Origin of the sequence: Aminobacter sp. MDW-2, assembly GCF_014250155.1 — a bacterium.
Classification (GTDB): Bacteria; Pseudomonadota; Alphaproteobacteria; order Rhizobiales; family Rhizobiaceae; genus Aminobacter; species Aminobacter ciceronei.
Window position 1 is genome coordinate 2,735,796 of record NZ_CP060197.1, and the last position, 16,601, is coordinate 2,752,396.

Consider the following 16,601-nt stretch of genomic DNA (forward strand, 5'->3'; position numbering starts at 1 on the left):
GTTCGCAGGGAACGATGCCGGCGGTGACCAGTTTGGCTATGAACCAACGAGGAGCACGCGCGATGCCTGACCCGAGAAGACCCATGCCCGGCGAAGAGCCGCCGAACCAGCAGCCGGGACGCGACCCGCAACCGATCGACGAGCCGGACCCGGATCGCCTGCCGGACGAGGAACCGCTTCCGAACCCCGACGAAAATCCAATGCCGCCTTTGCATGCGGGGACGCCGCCAAAGCCGTTCCCCGACCCAATTCCGCCGACGCCGCCAGGGCCGGACCCAACGCCAGACCCACAGCCAGTACCAACGAGATAGAAGCCGCGCATTAGACGAAATCCTCCATGTCGAGTTGCGGGGATTTCGAACGCCGGGTGCGCGCCGCGTTCACCTTGCGGTGCGGGGCATCCCATTTATTGTGACAGCGCTGGCAGAGTGCCCGGCACCGGTCAGGGTCAGCGTGGCTCTCGTCATGATCCATGTGCGCGATCGTCAAAACGACCTTGCCGCCAGTCTCAGGGTGAGCCTGCCCATTCTCGGCGCGGCAATGCGGATGCTGCGGCGTGCCTTCACAACGGTTCTCGGCGCGCTCGATGATGCTGGCGCGGAAGCCAAGCCATTCCTTCGACTTGATCGAGCCGCCCGGGTAGAGCTTCATGCGTTCGGCAGAGATCGGCATCACGCAATCTCCCGCGGCTCGATACCGGCAATGCCGGCGATCAGTTCGAGGGTGTCGGCCATGTCCTGGGTGCCGTCGCAGACTGCCGAGCAGTTCCGCAGGATCGACATGCCCTTATCTCGAGCAGCCTTTGTAACCGTCGCCGGGGTGAGGTTGTCACGGATGCCGGCGAACTGGTTCGTCAGCACCTCGGCCTCGCCGGGCCCGGTCGCCGCCCAAAGCATCTTTGCGGTCTGCTTGAGCCAGTCGCGATCCTCCTGAGTGAGATCGGAGGCCGGCGACGCGTCAGGACGATCCTGCGCTTCACTCTCGCCAGCCTCCGCTTCGCCGTCACCGGCGGTCTGGTCGACAGCGGAGCCGTCGAGGGGGATAGCGGCTCCGCTGCCAGCGCCCGACGACGGGGGGGAAGCGTCGGACGGTTCTTGATCGATTGCAGCCTCGCTGGACAGCGCGGCCGTCTCGCGGGTCACGAAGTCCACGTCGAAGCCTTCGCGCGGCTGTGTGGCGTCCTGTGGCTGCAGCTGCGCTTGAAGGCGCTGCATGACTGATGGCTGGTCGACATCGCGAGATCGTGAAGCGCGCGCGTTCTCGGCAAGATCCAGCATTTCATCGGGAGTGTAGACGCCGAGCAGGACGGCAGGCTCGTAGAAGCGAGCCCAGTCACGCGCGCCGCGATACACAAGCATGCGACGGTAGTTCTTGGAATGAGCCCATGGGCTCTTGTCACCAGTCGACCATTGGGCAACCGAGCCGTCGACGATCCGGGCGCCGGGATACGTCATCCCAGGCTTCACCCGAGCAATCATGTCCTCGGTCCAAGGCTGGTCCGAGACGTAAATCCGATAGTCGGTCTTCGACGGTTCGCCAGTGAAATGGTGGTGCAGCCGCACCCCGAGTTTGGCATCCAGAACCGCGGCGACAAGCTTGCCTTCATAGCAGAGCTTGCCGCGGACAACGGCGACGCTCTGGGCAACCGCGAAGGGGTCCAACCCCCAACGGACGGACTGGTTCACCACCAAGAAGCAGTTCGAAATGATCTGCGAGAGCGGAAGCTCGCGCTTATCGGTGCCAGTGCCTTCCTTGTACAGCGACTCCGGTATCAGTGTGCTCTGCGCCATCACGCTCGCAATGCGCTGCATGTGCTCGAAGCGGCTGGTGTCGAGCACCGGGATCGGGTCGACGACCTCGATCAATTGGCGCTTGGGCTTATCGTCGACAGGAGTGATCGCGTTCATCATGCAGCCTCGGCGTTGAGAGCCGCATCGATCCGGGTCCGAGCCCAGGGCGGCATTTCGATGTAGGAGATTTCACGGTCGAAGCCGTCGTAGCCGGGCCAAGCCTTCTGCTTCAGGCAGTCGCTCAGAATCTTGAGCCCATAGCGCGCCTGGCGCTCGCCGAGGTCGATGTCGCTGTCCTTCAGCTGCATGACCCGGACGTCGTAGGGCGGAGCCTTCTCGACGAAGACGAAGGTGAACGATGCGAATGCGTCGGCACCGAGGACTTCCCGCACGATCATGCGGAGCATGCCGGCCTGGACGTGGTAGCCGTTGGCGTAGATCGCCCGTGACAGGCTTTCGTCATCGACCGACGCGGCGGTCTTCAGATCCACATAGTCGCCGCTGGCGTTCGGCATGACGTCGGGACGCGCCTTCGTCCAGATGTTGTTGTTCAGGAGGAAGATCGACCGTTCGATCCGGCCCTTCAGGATGCCGAGCCGAACCGGCTCTTTGACCTGCAGCGCCTCCGCCATGTGGCGGATGTGGCCGATCTCGGTTTCGGTGATGACAGTCTTGCCGGCGGTGGCCTGCTTCTGCAGCCATTCCTTGCAGGCGTTGGCGTTGGCATTCCAAGCCTTCCACGCGCCCTTGTCGTCCTCGTACTTCTCCGGGCGGAGGGCGTACTGTTCAGCGAAGCCGTGTTCGCCTAGCAGCAACATGTGCGCTGCCTTGCCGAAGTCCAGGGCCTGCTTGGCTTCCGGTTCCTCAGCTTTGGGATTGTACGGCGAGGTCCACCAGTATTCAGCCGGACGCCGGAGCAGGGTGCGAAGCCCGCTCGACGAGATGGAGAATTTGCCGCCGAACAGCGCCGGGTCACGGTGATAGGTATCGATCGGCACGCCGGCATAGACGCCGTTGGCGATGATCGGCTTGCCGTCCCAGTGACGTTCGCCGAGGAGGCCGGTCAGGACGCTCTTTGCAGCGTCGCCCAGGGTTTCGAAGTTGTTCATGGCAGCACCTCTGCGATGTGACCCATGAGGATCGAGAAGGCCAAAGCGAGCCAGACGAGGTCCGATGGGTGGGTGTGGTTGATGAAGCGGCGCATTACGCGGCCTCAGTGATCTGGCGGCGCTCGGCCATCTGAACGAGTGCGACTGCGATTGCCTCGTCGAACGTATTGCCGTTGCCGCTGGCGCAGTTCCCGGCGCCCGGCTCGTCCCAGTGGATGTAGACGGTGATCGGGCTGGACTTGTGCTGGGTGAACAGCATGACCGAAACCGACCTCAGATCATGCTCGGCGCAGACGCGATGGAAGGTCGCTTCCATTACGCAGCCCTCCGCATGTCACGCTCGCGGCGCTGTTCGAGCTCGTCCGCCTCGCGCCAGATGCCGAGCGCGTCATAGGCTTTCACCAGTGCGTTCGCGGCCTTGATGTTTAGCGGGACCAGAGTGTCCAGCGCCGACGGGCGGTACTTGGTGCAATGCGCCGGATAGTTGGCGGCCAATGCGATGCCGAACTCGCAGCCGCGGTTCAGGTCATCCATCAGGCCAATTGCCCGCTGCGAATGATAGTCCGCCGTCGTCCAGTAGGCCGGCTTGTCCTCGAAGTAGGCTTCGAAGGCATGGTCGACGCTGACGCTGTCGCTGAACCCATACAGGGCAATCGCAGCGTACAGCCGGCGCTGGCCTTCGCGGGGCGACTTTTCCGAGCCGGTCAGGGCCGAAGCGAAGTCTGCGTAGGTGCGGGTAAGGGCGTTCATCTCGGTTTCCTCTGCCAGCAGATCGGCCCGGCGGGCTTCTTCGTGCTGGCTTGATGGACCCAACATGGATTACAACACGAAACATGTCAACACGGATAATGTTGATTGACACGATTTATGTTCACGCCATACAACACCGGTCAGCGGCGACCGGGTGCAATTCCCGTGCAGGTGAAGCCGCAGGCGCGGGAAGCGAAAGTCCTACCGTGCTGCCTGAAAGTGAGGACGGATTGCTGAGAGGCGTCCTGGCGCGTGTCCCATCCCGGCTCCGGCCTTCAGGACTTGGCCATAGCTCTCCCGCTCCTTGGGCTCAGCTCATGGGGTAGGGGGAAGCTGTGGCCGAAACCCTCCCTCTCGCAACCTTCAAAACCAAAGATTTCTGGAGATGTTCAACAGTCTGAGGATTTAGCGAATGCCTATCTCAGCAGAGAAGATGAAGCTCTACCCGGGCGGCTCAATCAAATCGCCAGAATGGCAAGAAATCCGCGAGCGCATTCGCGGCCGCGCCGGGAACCGCTGCGAGAAATGCGGCGTCGACAATCACGCCTTGGGCGGGCGCCTTCGAAGCAGCGGCAAATTCTTGCCGGCCCAGCCAAAAGGCGACAATGGCCTGCGCCTTGTTTGGCCGAAGCCAGGCGAGGAATGGTGGTGCGGGGAGGGCGAACCGATCTTTCTCCGGATCATCAAGATCGTTTGCACGGTTGCGCACGTCGACAACCATCTCACTGATCACTCGGACGAAAACCTGCAGTTCTGGTGCCAGCAGTGCCACCTACGCCACGACGCAAAGCAGCACGCTGCAAGCGCCAGGGTCACAAGGCGACGGAAGGCGCCGCAGATCGATCTCGAGGATTGGTTGGGTGTTGGCTGAAACGAATACCCCGGCGCTAGGCCGGGGTCGGAAGGGATCGTCAAACGACAAGACGGTCGCCTGCTCGTGGTTTTGTCACGTTACTCGGGAGATTGAGCGCTGGCTTTTTGGCATCCAACCAATCGCGCTCAATGAGCGTCCGATAGGCGAGCTTAATCTGCTCGGGGGAGAACTGACGCTTTCGATCATTCCATGCGTAGACAGTGTCGACAACCTCGCCAAAATCGCGAGCTCCGTCCTGTTGCGCCGCCCAATAGACAGTGGATAGAAGCTCCATGCCATAGGGCGTCTCGAAGCCGTCGATCAGTTTCGCGACGCGATCGAACCTCTCCCGTGTTGCCATATCCTCGGCCACAACCCTATTGGCATCCTCATATGCGCCTGGAATGATACTCAACGCCTTCGTCGGGTCGTCGCCACCATCGCCGTAGCCTGCGATGAGATGGCCTTCGATGTTATTCAGGACGTGACGTAAGTTCACCGCATAGGGGCCGTAGTTCGCTTTGCAAAACTGCAGCTTAAGTGGCTGACCGGCCTCTTGCATGAAGAAGAGCAACTTGTGAGCTTCGAGCAAGGACACGAACGGATCCATCAGCCCGTTGAGGTATCGTTGAAGAAGCACAACGAGTGCAGCCCGCCCCGCGGTCATCGTTGGGATAGGCCGATTTCTTGCCAATGCTGCAGCGTCTGGCGCCCCAGCTGGTTCATATATGAGGGTTCTCACCTCAGGAAGATTCGAGACTGCCTGTTCAATCATCGGGCGGACTTCGGACCAAGCAAGGCCACCTAGCCCAGCCCCGAGAGGGGGGATAGCAACCGACTTAATACCTCTGTCCTTGATCACCTTGACGAAGTCGACGAGTCCCGAGGCAATATCCTCGATCCTGCTCTTCCCCTTCCAGTGCCGCTTGGTAGGGAAGTTTATGATGAACCGAGGGGAGAGCCGACCAGTCTCGAAAACGAACATACTGCCAGGCTGAACAAGCTTGACCTTGCATGCCGCTTCGTAGGCTTTGAAGTTGTCGGGATAGGCGTGTTTGAACTGCAAGGCGATGCCACGTCCCATGATGCCAACACAGTTTACGGTGTTAACGAGAGCGTCGACATCTGCGTCGAGGATATTGCCGGTACGGAATTCGACCATTCTCCCCTCCTCAGTAATACCAGTTAGATTCAATAGCGACGGTTGGCTTGTGCGTAGCTTTCGCGAGCGCATTGGTCACGAGGTTGAAGGTGGCCAGATTCTTCACGCCAATTCGATCCACCAACTCCCATGGGAAATTGTTATACACCAGGAATTCAGCCTGTTTTGCGTGTTTCACGGCATGTTCCTGCCAATACTTGGCACCAATGTGAGTCCAGTCGAGCTGGTCGAGCTTCGCCGCCTCACGCCAGAAGTCTGTGTAAACTGCGCCAGCGTTCGATCCGCTGAATGCCCAACTCTGCTGTCGTCTATCTAGTTCCGCAATAACTTTGTTCAAATCGCATTGCAGGTGGATGATGGGGTCTTGCCCGCCCTTGTACGTCAATTCGGGGCTCTCAGCTCTATGGATTACGTACAGCATCACCGAACGAGGGCAGAAGTAGAACGGAACGAACTCTCCGACCGTAGCTCCTGCGTAGCACGTCACGGGGAGGGTCAGACGTCGAGCCTTGATAGTTCCCATGCCAATCGTGGTCCCTGGGAGCTTGAGTTTCACGATCTCAGCGTCGCTCAGAAGACAGCCTGTGTTGATGATCGACGGCAAGCGATCAACATTCACAATGTGATAGATTTTTGGGTTAGCAGGTGGCTTGCCCATTGCCTCACTCAATCGCCCTTGTGGCTACTAGCCAACAACACCAAACTTCCTGAGCACTCGACCGATGATGTTGGTCTCTCCCAGCGATTGAGACTTCGGCGGATGTCGCGGATTGTCTGAGATAACGTGAATTCGCATGTCGTCTTCGTCCGGGCCGCCAGCCACTTCCAGCCGCTTCACCACGATCCCGCCGAACGCATCCGAAAGGGCATAAATCCCGTCAGGTGAGGGGACGCGGTGCCGAGTGTCGACGAATACGAAGTCACCCTCGTTAAGGGTCGGGTGCATCGAGTCGCCCTGAACCATGACAACAGTTACATCGTGCGCTCGCAGGCCCAGTGCCCCGAGCAACACAGGAGGCAAGCGCCAATAGTCGCGGATGACGTCAGCTGAGAAAGTAAGGCCGTGCCGGCCAGGCACACCCTCGGCAGTCATGGTCAGCCCGCCGGCGCCAAGACCCGCCGTGACATCGACTTGGGCTGATGCGTCTGCGGGGATGCCCCGCGCACCAGTCTCGCGACCGATTGTCGGAGTGTCTTCGCTGTCATCGCCGTCTGTGTCGGGATCAAAGCTATTCACGAGCCTTGGCTTCGGGGGCGTCCCGTCACCGGTCAGTAGGTAGGCGGCAGTCACGCCGAACTTGCGGCCGTACCGTTCTGCTTCCTCTGGGTTGAACTCGTTCTGTCCGTTTTCGTGGGCGCGATATGTGCTTGCGTGGATGCCCAAGGCAACTGCTGCCTTCGCTGCAGAAGGGTACTTGGCCTCTCTGGCGGCCCTGAGTCGTTCGCCCATTGTTTTCATGGCGGCGACATTCGCAGAACGATCAACACTAATCATGTTGACATGTCGACATGAATTGTGTTGTACATGTCGCCCATGAACACGGTGCACGACATCTTCGACACTTTCGGCGGGACTGGCGCTGTCGCCAGGATCATCAACGTGAAGCACTCGGCGGCGTCTGAAATGCGCCGCCGCCAGTCCATCCCAGTCAAATACTGGCCCAGCCTTATCGAGCACGCGAAGGCAACCGGCGCTGCGTTGGACAGCGACGCGCTCGTCCGCGTCCATCTTCCTGCCTCGGAGCATGCGGCATGATCCACGTAGAGCAAGCCGAGCCACGCCGCGAATATTGCCCGCCGGTAGGCGTTCGTTGGCACGAATACGCGGACATCTTCCCTTGGATCGAAGGCGATGCCTATCGCGCGCTGGTCGACGACATTCGCAAGAACGGTGTCCTCGAACCGATCGTTATGCTCGACGGTGCGATCCTCGACGGACGCAACCGCTACATGGCAGCCCGCGAACTCGGCATTGAGTATCCGGTGGTCGAGTATCAGGGCACCGACCCGCTCGGCTTCGTCATCAGCCACAACCTGACACGTCGGCATCTCACCGAAAGCCAGCGCGGCATGGTCACGGCGAAATTGGCCAAACTTCCGAAGGGGGCCAATCAGCATAGCGAAATTTCGCCATCCTCCATCACGCAGGCACAGGCAGCAGAGATGCTTAATGTCAGCATCGACACCGCAAAATTCGCGCGAAGGGTCGAAGAAAGGGGAACCCCGGAACTCGCCAAAGCTGTCGAGCAAGGCAAGGTCAGTGTTTCCGCCGCAGCCGCGATTGTTGACCAGCCTCCCGAAGTTCAGCGCGAAGTCGTCGCCCAGCCGAACGTAAAGAAGGCGGTGTCCGAGCTTCGCAAGTCCGTCCTGGAAGCAGCGAAGCAGGGCGCGTCCGGTGTGTCGGAGCAACCCAGCAAAAACCCTCACTACCGCGCACCAACCAAAGCAGGCGAGGCGTGGACGAAACTCTACGGTTCCTGCCGGGCGCTGTCGGAGTGGGCAACGGCAGAGACAATGCTGCTCGCTCAGCACGGACATGCGGAACGTACCGACGATCAGTCCGCGAACGTCGCTGCCGTCCAAAAGGCGCGCGACACCCTCAATGAGTTTCTCGGAGGTCTCAATGCTCAGTGACAAGCTCCGCCTCTTTTACCAGAAGGTGAATGACGCCGTTGCCGTCCACGGCCTGAATGCCAAGGCGGTTGCCGACGAGGTGATCGCAGAAGCGTTCCCAGACACGATGGCAGCTGCCACCCACGAGGGCGCGGACACCATGCTCCGCAACGGCGTGATTGCCTTCCTCTCGGCCTATTTCAAGCGAGCGCCGAAGATGGATGCGGATCAATTCGAGATGGATATCCCGTCGGCCCTGACGCCCATCGTTTCGCGGCTGAAGAAGGATGCTCACTACGTCGAGATGTTGGGGCAATACGTGCCTGTCCCGCTTCTGATCGCCAACCCAGAGTGGCTGGACGATGCTCGCAAGTACAAGCGGCGCAAGGGCGAGGAAACGCTCTCGGAGGCCGCTGTTCTCGATGAACTCTATGTCGCTGTGACCGGAGCCTAGCTCGTGGTCTGGCTTGCTTCAGCCCTTTATGCGCTCGGCATCATTGGTGCCGCCTCGGCCGTAAGCCGGGGCCCCGATGGGCGGTATGTACCCTCGGGCCTGCGCGAAAACACCGTCGTCATTTGCTGGCCTTTGGCGGTTGCAGCCGCGATTGGCCTGGGACTTTACACCTTCGTTCGCAAGGCTTGCAGGCCATGAGAACGAAAACTGCAACTGCACACTCTGACGGGCTCGGCGGTTCTGATGAGCGTGCATGGTTCGATCCTTTCATGGATCTGACGTTGGACTACTCCGACGGGACGCCCCGCCTTGTGGGCTACCCGGCGGTTAATCCCGGTCGCCAACGGTTCGAAAATAGCCGTGGGGCACCGCAATGGAACGAAAAAGCTTTTCCAAATCCGACAACAGTTTTGTCGAGGGCAGCATGACTACCGAAGCGTTGAGTGAAGCGCGCACCTTCCTGGAAGTTCTGCACGACGCGGAATTTCAGGGGCGGAAGGATACCGATGGAGCGGCACGTTATCGCCTCGCCACCCGGCTTGGCATCAAGGAAAACTACCTCTTCCGTCTCCAATACCGCGCTGAAGAAATGAAGGACGTAGCTGGCGAAGTCTATCGCCGGCTCAAGCTCGCTCACGACCAGTTCTGTGAGCGCAACGAGGCTGCCGCCGAGCGGCACAGGGCCGAGCGGCTGGAACTAAAGGCAATCCGACATGCGGTTACTGACAAGCCTGCGCAAGCGGGTCGCAGAGCGAACGATGCTCGAAATTGAAAAGGCGAGGCACCAGCCAGTGCGGGGCTTCGTCTTCGTAGCGGCAGGTGCAGCAGCGGCGATCCTGGTGACGATCTGGGCCATGGACGCCAACGGAATGGCGATCACGCAACGACCAACAACCCAGCGCGCCACTGTGTGGTGAGGAGGAGACAAACATGGCTAGGACCAAGACCCGCGTAAACGAGAGCGACACCTACGACCCGTACACCTCGCGCGGCCCGGCGGCGGCGCCGGCAAAGTCGACGCATCCAGCGAACGAGATCAGCGACAAGGACCGGAAGGTACTCTTCTTCATCAACCGCAAGAACTATCTCGAGGCGCAGGCAGCACAGAAAGCCGCCAACGCTCGCATGAAGCAGGTCGGCAAGGTCATCAAAGCCGACCTCGGCGAGTACGGCCTCGACCAGATCAAGACCTACGAGAAGGCGCAGACGCCCGAAGGCCAAGCGAAGCTCAAGGCCAAGCAGGAGGCCGAGCGCCAGGCCATGGCGTTCGCCGGCGTTCCGATCAATACCCAACTCGACATCTTCACCGACCGCGCACCACTGGATGAGCGCGCCTATCGCGACGGTGAGGAAGCTGGTCTTCGCGGTGACAGCCTGTCCAATCCCTACAACGAGGCGTCAGCCGAAGGGCAGGAATATGCCCGCGGCTGGCACGACGGGCAGGGCGCTCTCTTCGCCGGCATCAAGAAGAAGGAAGAGGAGGCCAGCGGCGACGAGCTGATCCAGGGTGGCGACGAGGACGGCGACCCGTTCGAAGAAACGAAGGCGGCGTAGAAATGACGGTCGTCGCCTCCAACTACGCCCGCGCGGCAAACGACCTCTATCAGACGGAGCCATGGGCGACGGAGGCGTTCATTCGCCAATTCCCGGTTCGCGGCATGACCGTGTGGGAGCCGGCGGCTGGCAACCACCTCATGGCCGATGTTCTCCGAGAACACGGTGCTTCAGTTTGCACGTCGGACATCACTGTCTATGACCGGCCGCACAATGCCCTCTTCGATTTCCTCCTCGATCGCCCGCATAGTGAACCGTCGATCCAAGCCATCATCACGAACCCGCCCTACGGCAAGAGCAACCGGGACGCAGTGAAGTTTGCCCGGTTGGCGCTGGAACGGTGCGACGGCCTCGTTGCCCTGCTTCTCACGGCCAAGTTCGATTTCGGCAAAACCCGCGCTGATCTGTTCCGCAACAATCCCAGGTTCTGGGCGAAGATTGCGCTCGTTGACAGGATCCAGTGGTTCCCCGGCGATACGAGCGGGACCGAAGACCACGCTTGGTACGTCTGGGGCCCCAAAGGTGCCGTGTATACGCCGCGGATGCTCTGGGAAGGGCGCGAGCCGGCGAGGGTGGCAGCATGATCATCCTTGGCCTCGACATCGCAACGACCACCGGATTCGCTTGGTACGAGCCCGGCTCGCCTCTCGCATCCATCAAGACCGGCCTCATCAAGGCCGTGGGCGACAACGCCGAAGAGAAGGCGGCATCACTCGCTCAGCAACTCGTTGCGATGTTCAAGGCCGGTCGGCCCGACTTCGTGTCGATCGAGCAGCCTATGCGCAACGTCGTCTCATTCAAGAAGACCAAGCAGACGCTGACCGGTCCAGTCGACGAGCAGACCATCAACCCGAACGCGCTGCAGCTCGAAGGGCTGGTGTGTGCGGCTGTGGCCATCATCGCGGCCTATCGCATCCCTTGGGAGACAGTGCCGTCTGCGACGTGGCGCAAGCACTTCCTCGGCATGGGGCGCTCGCCTGGGTTTGACCGGGCAGCGTGGAAGCGTGCCGCAGTCGACCGGTGCCGAGCATTCAAGATCGAGGTGAAGAACGCGGACGCGGCCGAGGCCGTCGGCATCGCCATGGCTGGTGAGGCTTGCCAGCGGTTCAGGATGCTTCGGGAAAGGGCAGCAGCATGAATGTTTGGCCGGGGCCGCTTTTCTATCCGCCGGTCGGCAAGATTGCCGTGATGCAATCGGGCGCTCGGATAGAGGTATGGGACAACGATTCCGACAGCGCTGGTTGCTTCACGGGCTTGCTGCTCAAAGGCGGCGATCTATCGTGCATGTGGGATCGCACCAAAGTTGATCACATTGAAGAGCCTACCGACGATGACCTTCATCTCGGCATGTTACCTCGCGCGGTGGCGTCATGAACGCGCTCGTCTCCCGCGCCAGCATTTCCGATATCGCCCAGCGTCGCGATGCCTGTCTCGCAGCTTTCCAGCGGGCACGGGAGATTGAAGCCCGCGCAGCCGAGGAGTTATCCGCAGCGCACCAGCTGCTGAAGTCAGCGGCGCCGTTTTCCCAAGGCTTCTACATGTCGAAGGAAGACGAGGCGAAAATCCAGGATCGGCAGTTTATCGACGCCCGTGTCTGGGACTCGCTGGTCCGCTCGACCGAACTCAACCACCTGATGGACAAGAAGGCCAAGGACGAGTTGCGGCAGCAGCTTATGACCGATCCGCCGGAGTTCACCGAAGACAGCGCTTATTCCACCATCGAGAAATTTGCCTCCGAGGCCGGCATGATCTTCCGGCGTGGAATCGCCGAAGCATTCTCTACCCTCGACCGCCGGTTTCGTTCGCACTCGGGTTGGAAGATCGGGAACCGGGTAATCCTGTCGAGCGCCTTCGATGTCTGGGGTCACTGGAATTACAATCGCGACCATCGGTCCACGCTCCAGGATATCGAACGGACGTTCCTCATTCTCGACGGGCGCAAGCCAGTCGCTGACTACGCCGGTATCGTCGGCGAGATCGACGAACACAGACGAGGAGACGGTCGGGGCGCGCGCCAGTCAGAAATCGAAAGCGAGTTTTACAAGGTCCGCATCTTCCAGAACGGCAACGCGCATCTATGGTTCAAGCGCGATGATCTGGTGCAGACCGCAAACCGGATGATCGGCGAGTACTACGGCGAGGTCATTCCGGAAGAGCGGAAGTACGATGACGACGGCGGCCTTCATGAGCCGAAGCGGACGCCAGCCAAGAATTACGGGTTCTTCCCAACTCCGGACGCTCTGGCCGAGCGCGTCGTCGATCGCGCCAACCTCCACAATCGCGACGGCAAGTATCGTGTGCTCGAACCGTCGGCCGGCACCGGGCAGCTTGCCCGCGCCGCTGCGAAGCTGTCCACGGTGGATTGCATCGAAATCCAACCTGACCTGGCCGAACGTCTTCGGGGCCAAAACCTTTTCCGCAAGGTCTTCTGCGTCGACTTCCTGTCACTGAAGCCCGAAACGACCGGGCTTTATGACCGGGTCATCATGAACCCACCGTTCGACCGCGAGCGGGACATAGACCACGTCATGCACGCGCTGAAGTTCTTGGAGCCGAAAGGCTTCCTCATCGCGATCATGTCGGCACACACCGAGTTTGCCGAGACCCGCAAGGCCGCGGCATTTCGCGACCTCATGGCGAAGATGAATGCGCAGTGGGACGACAACCCGCGCAATTCGTTCTCCAGCGTCGGGACCAACGTCAACACGATCACGTTGCGTGTATTCAAAGATGGAAGGACGTTCTGGTGAACGCGCACCCTGGCGACTTCAACATCGATCTCCCGAACAACATCGAGGCCGAGCAGCAGATCATTGGCTCGATCTTCGTTTCCAATGACGCCTTCCATGCCGTGTCGGCCTTCCTGACCTCGGCCCACTTCTTCGAGCCTATTCACCGGGAGATATTCGACCTCATCGCCAAGATGATCGGGGCAGGCAAGGCCGCGACCCCGATCACAATCAAGCCGTTCCTGCCGGCAGATCGGACCATCGAGGGAATGTCCTTGATGCAGTACATGGCCGCGCTGATGTCGGACACCGTCGGCGCCTACCACGCCAAGGCACACGGGCTGGCGATCGTCGAGGCATACGAACGCCGGCAACTGGTCTCCATTGCTCACGAAATGATCGACACCGCGTTCCAGGCTGGGCCCGAACAGACAGGCGTTGCCATTGCTGGCGATTTCGAGGGCAGGCTCGCTGAACTCCGGGCCGAGAGCCCCAAGGAGGAAGGGCCTGGCACCGCAAAGGCTGTGGCCATGCGGCTCAAGGAGCGCTCAACCAAGAACGAGAAGATTCCGTCGATCCCGTTGCCGCTCGAGCAAGTCCGAGAGGTGCTTGGCGGAGATCTGGAAGTCGGCAACCTCTACGGGCTGCTGTCGTCGTCCGGTGAAGGTAAAACCAGCCTTGCTCTACAGATCGTCCACTATGCGGCGATGCGTGGCCACCCGGTGCTGTTTCTTTCCTACGACCAGTCGCCGGAACAGTGCATCGACCAGATCGCCGGCCAGATGACTGGTATCGAAGGTGTGAGGATCAAGCGTCGAGCCCTGACCGAAAAGGAATGGGACCGCTACTACAATGCGCTCGACCTGCTGTCCGAGCTGCCGATCGTCATCCAGAAGTGCCATCGCGAAGGCATCAGCCAGATCGGCAACCATGCTCGACGGTTCGCCAAGCGATACGCCCGCGACGGGGGTGTCCCCCTGGTTCTTCTCGACCACGTCCGAAAGGTCGCCCCGCGCGACCCCAAGGCCCACGAAGGCCGCATTGCTTCCGAGATCAATGGCGCCTGCAAGGCCTACGCCGGCGAGCTTGAGTGTGTCTGGCTCAACCTCAACCAGCGCAACAGCGCCGGCATGAAGCGAGAGAACCCGCGGCCGATCTCGTCCGACATGTTCGGCGGCGAGCAGGCCAAGGAGGACTACGACGCGATCCTCTACCTGTACCGGCCCGACAAATACAAAGAGGATCAGATCCGCATCGCTAAGGACACCAAGGACGCGGCCAACATCGAAGAGCGATTCGTCGGCTGGGAAGGGAAGGCCGAGATCGGCGCGCTGAAGGTGCGCTTCGGAGATCCGACGCAGCGCCGCAAACTCGGCTTCGAAAAGGAGTTCACGCGCTACGCGTCCCTTCGGGAGGAAGCACCGCCGCAACTGTTTGATGAGGGCTTCTGATGGCGAAGCTCCCCACCGGGCTTCACTGCCCATCATGCGGAAAGCGCAAGCTCGCTACTGTCGACAGCCGGCCCACGCGCGGCGGTATCCGTCGGCGGAAGGTCTGCAACGTGTGTGCCTACCGCTTCACCACCATTGAGACGATTGCGAAGATCAGGAACGGGACCAAGGCATGAGCGGCGAATTCCTCCCCGACTATTCTCAGATGCCCTGGAACGGGCGCTATCGGCCGCTGTTCAGGCTCTTTGCCTCAGAGCGTTGGCGCTATGTCCGCAAGGATGGTGCTCCGGTGGAGTGCGAAACCGCCAGCCAGGCAATCGAGGCGGCCAAGGCGTGTGTTCGGCGCATCCTGAACCCGACGATCTATGCCGAGCGGGCCGAACTCACCAAAGACGTCCTCGGTGTGGCCGCGTGGCATGAGCAACGCGCAGCCCGAGCCGCCGAGGATCAGGAAGCCACATTGGGCGCTATCATCGTCAAGGGGCGGCAGGTCAAGGTCGAGAGAAGGAGCCCGAAGATATGAGCGCCTGGTTCCGATACGAGCGTCATTTCGGGCGTTGGTGCCCGGTCGTCTACCACGAGGAAAAGCCCGGCGTCCCAAAGGGCGAGGAAGACCTCTTCACCGCAGCGGTAGAGGTTCCCGCCGACTGTCTCAGCACCAGCGGCGAGCCGATGTTCGGCAGGCTGCAGGCCAAGTTCCCGGCGCCGGTGGCAACTGAATGAAGCATCCGTGCGACATCTGGAAGGTAGCCCGCGAATGCGGGGTGATCCTGCGGGAAGGGCATGAGCACAGCCCGACCAGCCGGAAGCCGCGGGAATGCTTTTGCAAGCCGACCCTGCGCGAGATCGGCCAGGATCACGGCGAAGACCACTTGCGTCTCGTCTTGATGCTGATGACCGGGACCAAGGTCAATTCCGCCGAGCTCTATGCGGACATGATCAAGGCGGTGTCGTCGGTGCTGGTGCGCAAGCCCGACCTGATGCGACGGCCATCGCTGGTCGACGACTTCAACGCGATCGATCTGGGCGACCTCAGGCGTAAGGCCAAGGCCATGAACGCCCCGGTTGCGACAACTGACGTGTTGCGTGTTCTAGTATCGCTGCGGTTCTTTGAGCCGCTGCAGGGGGACCTACTCGAGTGGATGGGGAAAGCCGCATGAGCACCTACAATTTCGTGGTGAAGAAGGCCCAAGCGGACGACGCTGGGCGAGGGCGAGTTCGAATTCACTACAAGCGCCGCGGAGGAGCTCCGCGATACTCGGTGATGCGGCTCACATCTGCGAACCGAGTTCAAACTCTTGTTTCGGCGCTCGGTCACGATGAAGGCGAGGAAGAAATCTGGATGGACTTTGACCTCCGTAATCGATTTGGCGTGAAGGCAGATGACAAGATTGAGATCACGGTTTCCTCTGCGGGGCCGTTGGATAAGCTATGGTGGTACCTCAGCGCTGCCGATCCCGCCGTAAGGATACCTGCCTGGCTTGCGCTGTGGTCTGTTTTTCTCGGTGCCGCTGGTGTTGTTCTTGGGGTCATTTCGCTATGCAAATGACCTATCAGGCATGGACGGCAAAGGCGGTCGAGGAAAGCGTGCTCGAGGCGGCCGAGACGTTGATGCGGATGCCAAACGACTATCGCGTCGGCGGCGGTGGCAGCGTTTGGGGCCAGTACAAGGATGAGTATGGGCCAACCAGGACGAAGGTGATCGTGCGTCCAACAGGTGCCGCTATCGACCGCATGGAGAAGGTCTGGGACTGGATAAACCGACTTCCCGACCAGGCAGATCGTGTGCTTCTGTATGCGTGGGCGTGGGTGAAGGCCCGTCGGGGCCGCTCCATCAACGATTTTGCCAGCCGCGAAGGCATGAATGTCAGAACACTTCGCCGCGCTGTAACCCGTATCTGTCAACTGATTGCGAACGACCTCAACCGAATTCAGCTTGTTCGGTTGAACAGTGCCGTTGACCCGGTGTCCGAAAATCAGTCAGAACTACACCCAGAACAGATATCTTCGGTGAGCTACGCCAACCACTGGCGCGCTGCCGATGCCAAGCCCCAGCACCTCCCTGAACTTCTGGATCAAAGGCCACCCGTTAAGCGGGCGGGGTGATATTGCTGACGCTCGCGAAGGTGCCTAGTC

At 60.6% G+C, this 16,601-nt stretch carries 26 protein-coding genes; 17 read left to right on the plus strand and 9 right to left on the minus strand.

Annotation, left to right across the window (positions count from 1 at the left end; genetic code table 11):
* Positions 1 to 321: 321 nt before the first annotated feature.
* The 9 genes from H5P29_RS13410 to H5P29_RS13450 form a co-directional block, all read right to left on the minus strand.
* Positions 322 to 672 carry a hypothetical protein gene (locus H5P29_RS13410; RefSeq protein ID WP_154384866.1) on the minus strand — a complete coding sequence of 117 codons (351 nt, stop codon included), beginning with the start codon at positions 670 to 672 and terminating at the stop codon, positions 322 to 324.
* Entirely contained in the window at positions 672 to 1,910 is a 1,239-nt protein-coding gene (locus H5P29_RS13415; RefSeq protein WP_154384867.1) for a hypothetical protein, read from the minus strand. The genes H5P29_RS13410 and H5P29_RS13415 overlap by 1 nt, the downstream gene beginning before the upstream one ends.
* Entirely contained in the window at positions 1,907 to 2,899 is a 993-nt protein-coding gene (locus H5P29_RS13420) for a PD-(D/E)XK nuclease-like domain-containing protein (protein WP_154384868.1), read from the minus strand. Before H5P29_RS13420 ends, H5P29_RS13415 begins: the two co-directional genes overlap by 4 nt.
* Positions 2,900 to 2,993: 94 nt before the next feature.
* Entirely contained in the window at positions 2,994 to 3,215 is a 222-nt protein-coding gene (locus tag H5P29_RS13425; RefSeq protein ID WP_154384869.1) for a hypothetical protein, read from the minus strand.
* Positions 3,215 to 3,649, minus strand: a complete 435-nt coding sequence (locus H5P29_RS13430; RefSeq protein ID WP_154384870.1) for a hypothetical protein — start codon at positions 3,647 to 3,649, stop codon at positions 3,215 to 3,217. The genes H5P29_RS13425 and H5P29_RS13430 overlap by 1 nt, the downstream gene beginning before the upstream one ends.
* Positions 3,650 to 4,103: 454 nt before the next feature.
* On the minus strand, positions 4,104 to 4,421 hold the full coding sequence (locus H5P29_RS13435; RefSeq protein WP_154384871.1) for a hypothetical protein: 318 nt from the start codon (positions 4,419 to 4,421) through the stop codon (positions 4,104 to 4,106).
* A gap of 139 nt (positions 4,422 to 4,560) precedes the next feature.
* Positions 4,561 to 5,664 (minus strand): macro domain-containing protein, encoded by a 1,104-nt coding sequence (locus tag H5P29_RS13440; protein WP_154384872.1) that lies wholly within the window; start codon positions 5,662 to 5,664, stop codon positions 4,561 to 4,563.
* A 10-nt stretch (positions 5,665 to 5,674) separates the two neighbouring features.
* The gene (locus H5P29_RS13445) at positions 5,675 to 6,322 is read right to left on the minus strand and encodes a DUF4433 domain-containing protein (protein ID WP_154384873.1); all 648 of its coding nucleotides are present in this window, start codon (positions 6,320 to 6,322) and stop codon (positions 5,675 to 5,677) included.
* A 27-nt stretch (positions 6,323 to 6,349) separates the two neighbouring features.
* The gene (locus H5P29_RS13450; RefSeq protein WP_154384966.1) at positions 6,350 to 7,159 is read right to left on the minus strand and encodes a LexA family transcriptional regulator; all 810 of its coding nucleotides are present in this window, start codon (positions 7,157 to 7,159) and stop codon (positions 6,350 to 6,352) included.
* Between the two features lie 39 nt (positions 7,160 to 7,198).
* Here H5P29_RS13450 and H5P29_RS32935 point away from each other — a divergent pair, with 39 nt between their 5' ends.
* From H5P29_RS32935 to H5P29_RS13525, 17 genes are all read left to right on the plus strand, one after another.
* Complete coding sequence (locus H5P29_RS32935) at positions 7,199 to 7,420, plus strand: carph-isopro domain-containing protein (protein WP_371818654.1); 222 nt, start codon at positions 7,199 to 7,201, stop codon at positions 7,418 to 7,420.
* Positions 7,417 to 8,298 carry a ParB/RepB/Spo0J family partition protein gene (locus tag H5P29_RS13455; RefSeq protein WP_154384874.1) on the plus strand — a complete coding sequence of 294 codons (882 nt, stop codon included), beginning with the start codon at positions 7,417 to 7,419 and terminating at the stop codon, positions 8,296 to 8,298. The genes H5P29_RS32935 and H5P29_RS13455 overlap by 4 nt, the downstream gene beginning before the upstream one ends.
* On the plus strand, positions 8,288 to 8,731 hold the full coding sequence (locus H5P29_RS13460) for a hypothetical protein (RefSeq protein WP_154384875.1): 444 nt from the start codon (positions 8,288 to 8,290) through the stop codon (positions 8,729 to 8,731). Before H5P29_RS13455 ends, H5P29_RS13460 begins: the two co-directional genes overlap by 11 nt.
* Before the next feature lie 373 nt (positions 8,732 to 9,104).
* Entirely contained in the window at positions 9,105 to 9,503 is a 399-nt protein-coding gene (locus H5P29_RS13465; RefSeq protein WP_154384876.1) for a hypothetical protein, read from the plus strand.
* Positions 9,490 to 9,648: a hypothetical protein gene (locus H5P29_RS13470; protein WP_154384877.1), complete on the plus strand. Its 159-nt coding sequence runs from the start codon at positions 9,490 to 9,492 to the stop codon at positions 9,646 to 9,648. Before H5P29_RS13465 ends, H5P29_RS13470 begins: the two co-directional genes overlap by 14 nt.
* 13 nt (positions 9,649 to 9,661) lie before the next feature.
* Complete coding sequence (locus H5P29_RS13475; protein ID WP_154384878.1) at positions 9,662 to 10,285, plus strand: hypothetical protein; 624 nt, start codon at positions 9,662 to 9,664, stop codon at positions 10,283 to 10,285.
* Between the two features lie 2 nt (positions 10,286 to 10,287).
* Positions 10,288 to 10,869, plus strand: a complete 582-nt coding sequence (locus H5P29_RS13480) for a hypothetical protein (protein WP_154384879.1) — start codon at positions 10,288 to 10,290, stop codon at positions 10,867 to 10,869.
* Positions 10,866 to 11,423: a hypothetical protein gene (locus H5P29_RS13485; RefSeq protein WP_154384880.1), complete on the plus strand. Its 558-nt coding sequence runs from the start codon at positions 10,866 to 10,868 to the stop codon at positions 11,421 to 11,423. Before H5P29_RS13480 ends, H5P29_RS13485 begins: the two co-directional genes overlap by 4 nt.
* Positions 11,420 to 11,659: a hypothetical protein gene (locus tag H5P29_RS13490; protein ID WP_154384881.1), complete on the plus strand. Its 240-nt coding sequence runs from the start codon at positions 11,420 to 11,422 to the stop codon at positions 11,657 to 11,659. Before H5P29_RS13485 ends, H5P29_RS13490 begins: the two co-directional genes overlap by 4 nt.
* Positions 11,656 to 13,035 carry a DUF4942 domain-containing protein gene (locus H5P29_RS13495; RefSeq protein WP_154384882.1) on the plus strand — a complete coding sequence of 460 codons (1,380 nt, stop codon included), beginning with the start codon at positions 11,656 to 11,658 and terminating at the stop codon, positions 13,033 to 13,035. The genes H5P29_RS13490 and H5P29_RS13495 overlap by 4 nt, the downstream gene beginning before the upstream one ends.
* Positions 13,032 to 14,465, plus strand: a complete 1,434-nt coding sequence (locus tag H5P29_RS13500) for a DnaB-like helicase C-terminal domain-containing protein (RefSeq protein ID WP_185910357.1) — start codon at positions 13,032 to 13,034, stop codon at positions 14,463 to 14,465. The genes H5P29_RS13495 and H5P29_RS13500 overlap by 4 nt, the downstream gene beginning before the upstream one ends.
* Positions 14,465 to 14,641 (plus strand): hypothetical protein, encoded by a 177-nt coding sequence (locus H5P29_RS32940; protein ID WP_371818637.1) that lies wholly within the window; start codon positions 14,465 to 14,467, stop codon positions 14,639 to 14,641. Before H5P29_RS13500 ends, H5P29_RS32940 begins: the two co-directional genes overlap by 1 nt.
* On the plus strand, positions 14,638 to 14,988 hold the full coding sequence (locus H5P29_RS13505; protein ID WP_154384884.1) for a hypothetical protein: 351 nt from the start codon (positions 14,638 to 14,640) through the stop codon (positions 14,986 to 14,988). Before H5P29_RS32940 ends, H5P29_RS13505 begins: the two co-directional genes overlap by 4 nt.
* Positions 14,985 to 15,188, plus strand: a complete 204-nt coding sequence (locus tag H5P29_RS13510) for a hypothetical protein (protein WP_154384885.1) — start codon at positions 14,985 to 14,987, stop codon at positions 15,186 to 15,188. The genes H5P29_RS13505 and H5P29_RS13510 overlap by 4 nt, the downstream gene beginning before the upstream one ends.
* The gene (locus tag H5P29_RS13515; RefSeq protein WP_154384886.1) at positions 15,185 to 15,625 is read left to right on the plus strand and encodes a hypothetical protein; all 441 of its coding nucleotides are present in this window, start codon (positions 15,185 to 15,187) and stop codon (positions 15,623 to 15,625) included. Before H5P29_RS13510 ends, H5P29_RS13515 begins: the two co-directional genes overlap by 4 nt.
* Complete coding sequence (locus H5P29_RS13520) at positions 15,622 to 16,014, plus strand: hypothetical protein (RefSeq protein WP_154384887.1); 393 nt, start codon at positions 15,622 to 15,624, stop codon at positions 16,012 to 16,014. The genes H5P29_RS13515 and H5P29_RS13520 overlap by 4 nt, the downstream gene beginning before the upstream one ends.
* Positions 16,011 to 16,571, plus strand: a complete 561-nt coding sequence (locus H5P29_RS13525; RefSeq protein ID WP_154384888.1) for a DUF6362 family protein — start codon at positions 16,011 to 16,013, stop codon at positions 16,569 to 16,571. Before H5P29_RS13520 ends, H5P29_RS13525 begins: the two co-directional genes overlap by 4 nt.
* The last annotated feature ends 30 nt before the right edge of the window (positions 16,572 to 16,601 follow it).

Bases quoted from the DNA above. Each gene is read 5' to 3' on its own strand.
- H5P29_RS13410 (WP_154384866.1), bottom strand. From the start codon at position 672: ATGCCGATCTCTGCCGAACGCATGAAGCTCTACCCGGGCGGCTCGATC.
- H5P29_RS13415 (WP_154384867.1), bottom strand. From the start codon at position 1,910: ATGATGAACGCGATCACTCCTGTCGACGATAAGCCCAAGCGCCAATTG.
- H5P29_RS13420 (WP_154384868.1), bottom strand. From the start codon at position 2,899: ATGAACAACTTCGAAACCCTGGGCGACGCTGCAAAGAGCGTCCTGACC.
- H5P29_RS13425 (WP_154384869.1), bottom strand. From the start codon at position 3,215: ATGGAAGCGACCTTCCATCGCGTCTGCGCCGAGCATGATCTGAGGTCG.
- H5P29_RS13430 (WP_154384870.1), bottom strand. From the start codon at position 3,649: ATGAACGCCCTTACCCGCACCTACGCAGACTTCGCTTCGGCCCTGACC.
- H5P29_RS13440 (WP_154384872.1), bottom strand. From the start codon at position 5,664: ATGGTCGAATTCCGTACCGGCAATATCCTCGACGCAGATGTCGACGCT.
- H5P29_RS13445 (WP_154384873.1), bottom strand. From the start codon at position 6,322: ATGGGCAAGCCACCTGCTAACCCAAAAATCTATCACATTGTGAATGTT.
- H5P29_RS13450 (WP_154384966.1), bottom strand. From the start codon at position 7,159: ATGATTAGTGTTGATCGTTCTGCGAATGTCGCCGCCATGAAAACAATG.
- H5P29_RS32935 (WP_371818654.1), top strand. From the start codon at position 7,199: ATGAACACGGTGCACGACATCTTCGACACTTTCGGCGGGACTGGCGCT.
- H5P29_RS13455 (WP_154384874.1), top strand. From the start codon at position 7,417: ATGATCCACGTAGAGCAAGCCGAGCCACGCCGCGAATATTGCCCGCCG.
- H5P29_RS13460 (WP_154384875.1), top strand. From the start codon at position 8,288: ATGCTCAGTGACAAGCTCCGCCTCTTTTACCAGAAGGTGAATGACGCC.
- H5P29_RS13465 (WP_154384876.1), top strand. From the start codon at position 9,105: ATGGAACGAAAAAGCTTTTCCAAATCCGACAACAGTTTTGTCGAGGGC.
- H5P29_RS13470 (WP_154384877.1), top strand. From the start codon at position 9,490: ATGCTCGAAATTGAAAAGGCGAGGCACCAGCCAGTGCGGGGCTTCGTC.
- H5P29_RS13475 (WP_154384878.1), top strand. From the start codon at position 9,662: ATGGCTAGGACCAAGACCCGCGTAAACGAGAGCGACACCTACGACCCG.
- H5P29_RS13480 (WP_154384879.1), top strand. From the start codon at position 10,288: ATGACGGTCGTCGCCTCCAACTACGCCCGCGCGGCAAACGACCTCTAT.
- H5P29_RS13485 (WP_154384880.1), top strand. From the start codon at position 10,866: ATGATCATCCTTGGCCTCGACATCGCAACGACCACCGGATTCGCTTGG.
- H5P29_RS13490 (WP_154384881.1), top strand. From the start codon at position 11,420: ATGAATGTTTGGCCGGGGCCGCTTTTCTATCCGCCGGTCGGCAAGATT.
- H5P29_RS13495 (WP_154384882.1), top strand. From the start codon at position 11,656: ATGAACGCGCTCGTCTCCCGCGCCAGCATTTCCGATATCGCCCAGCGT.
- H5P29_RS32940 (WP_371818637.1), top strand. From the start codon at position 14,465: ATGGCGAAGCTCCCCACCGGGCTTCACTGCCCATCATGCGGAAAGCGC.
- H5P29_RS13505 (WP_154384884.1), top strand. From the start codon at position 14,638: ATGAGCGGCGAATTCCTCCCCGACTATTCTCAGATGCCCTGGAACGGG.
- H5P29_RS13510 (WP_154384885.1), top strand. From the start codon at position 14,985: ATGAGCGCCTGGTTCCGATACGAGCGTCATTTCGGGCGTTGGTGCCCG.
- H5P29_RS13515 (WP_154384886.1), top strand. From the start codon at position 15,185: ATGAAGCATCCGTGCGACATCTGGAAGGTAGCCCGCGAATGCGGGGTG.
- H5P29_RS13520 (WP_154384887.1), top strand. From the start codon at position 15,622: ATGAGCACCTACAATTTCGTGGTGAAGAAGGCCCAAGCGGACGACGCT.
- H5P29_RS13525 (WP_154384888.1), top strand. From the start codon at position 16,011: ATGACCTATCAGGCATGGACGGCAAAGGCGGTCGAGGAAAGCGTGCTC.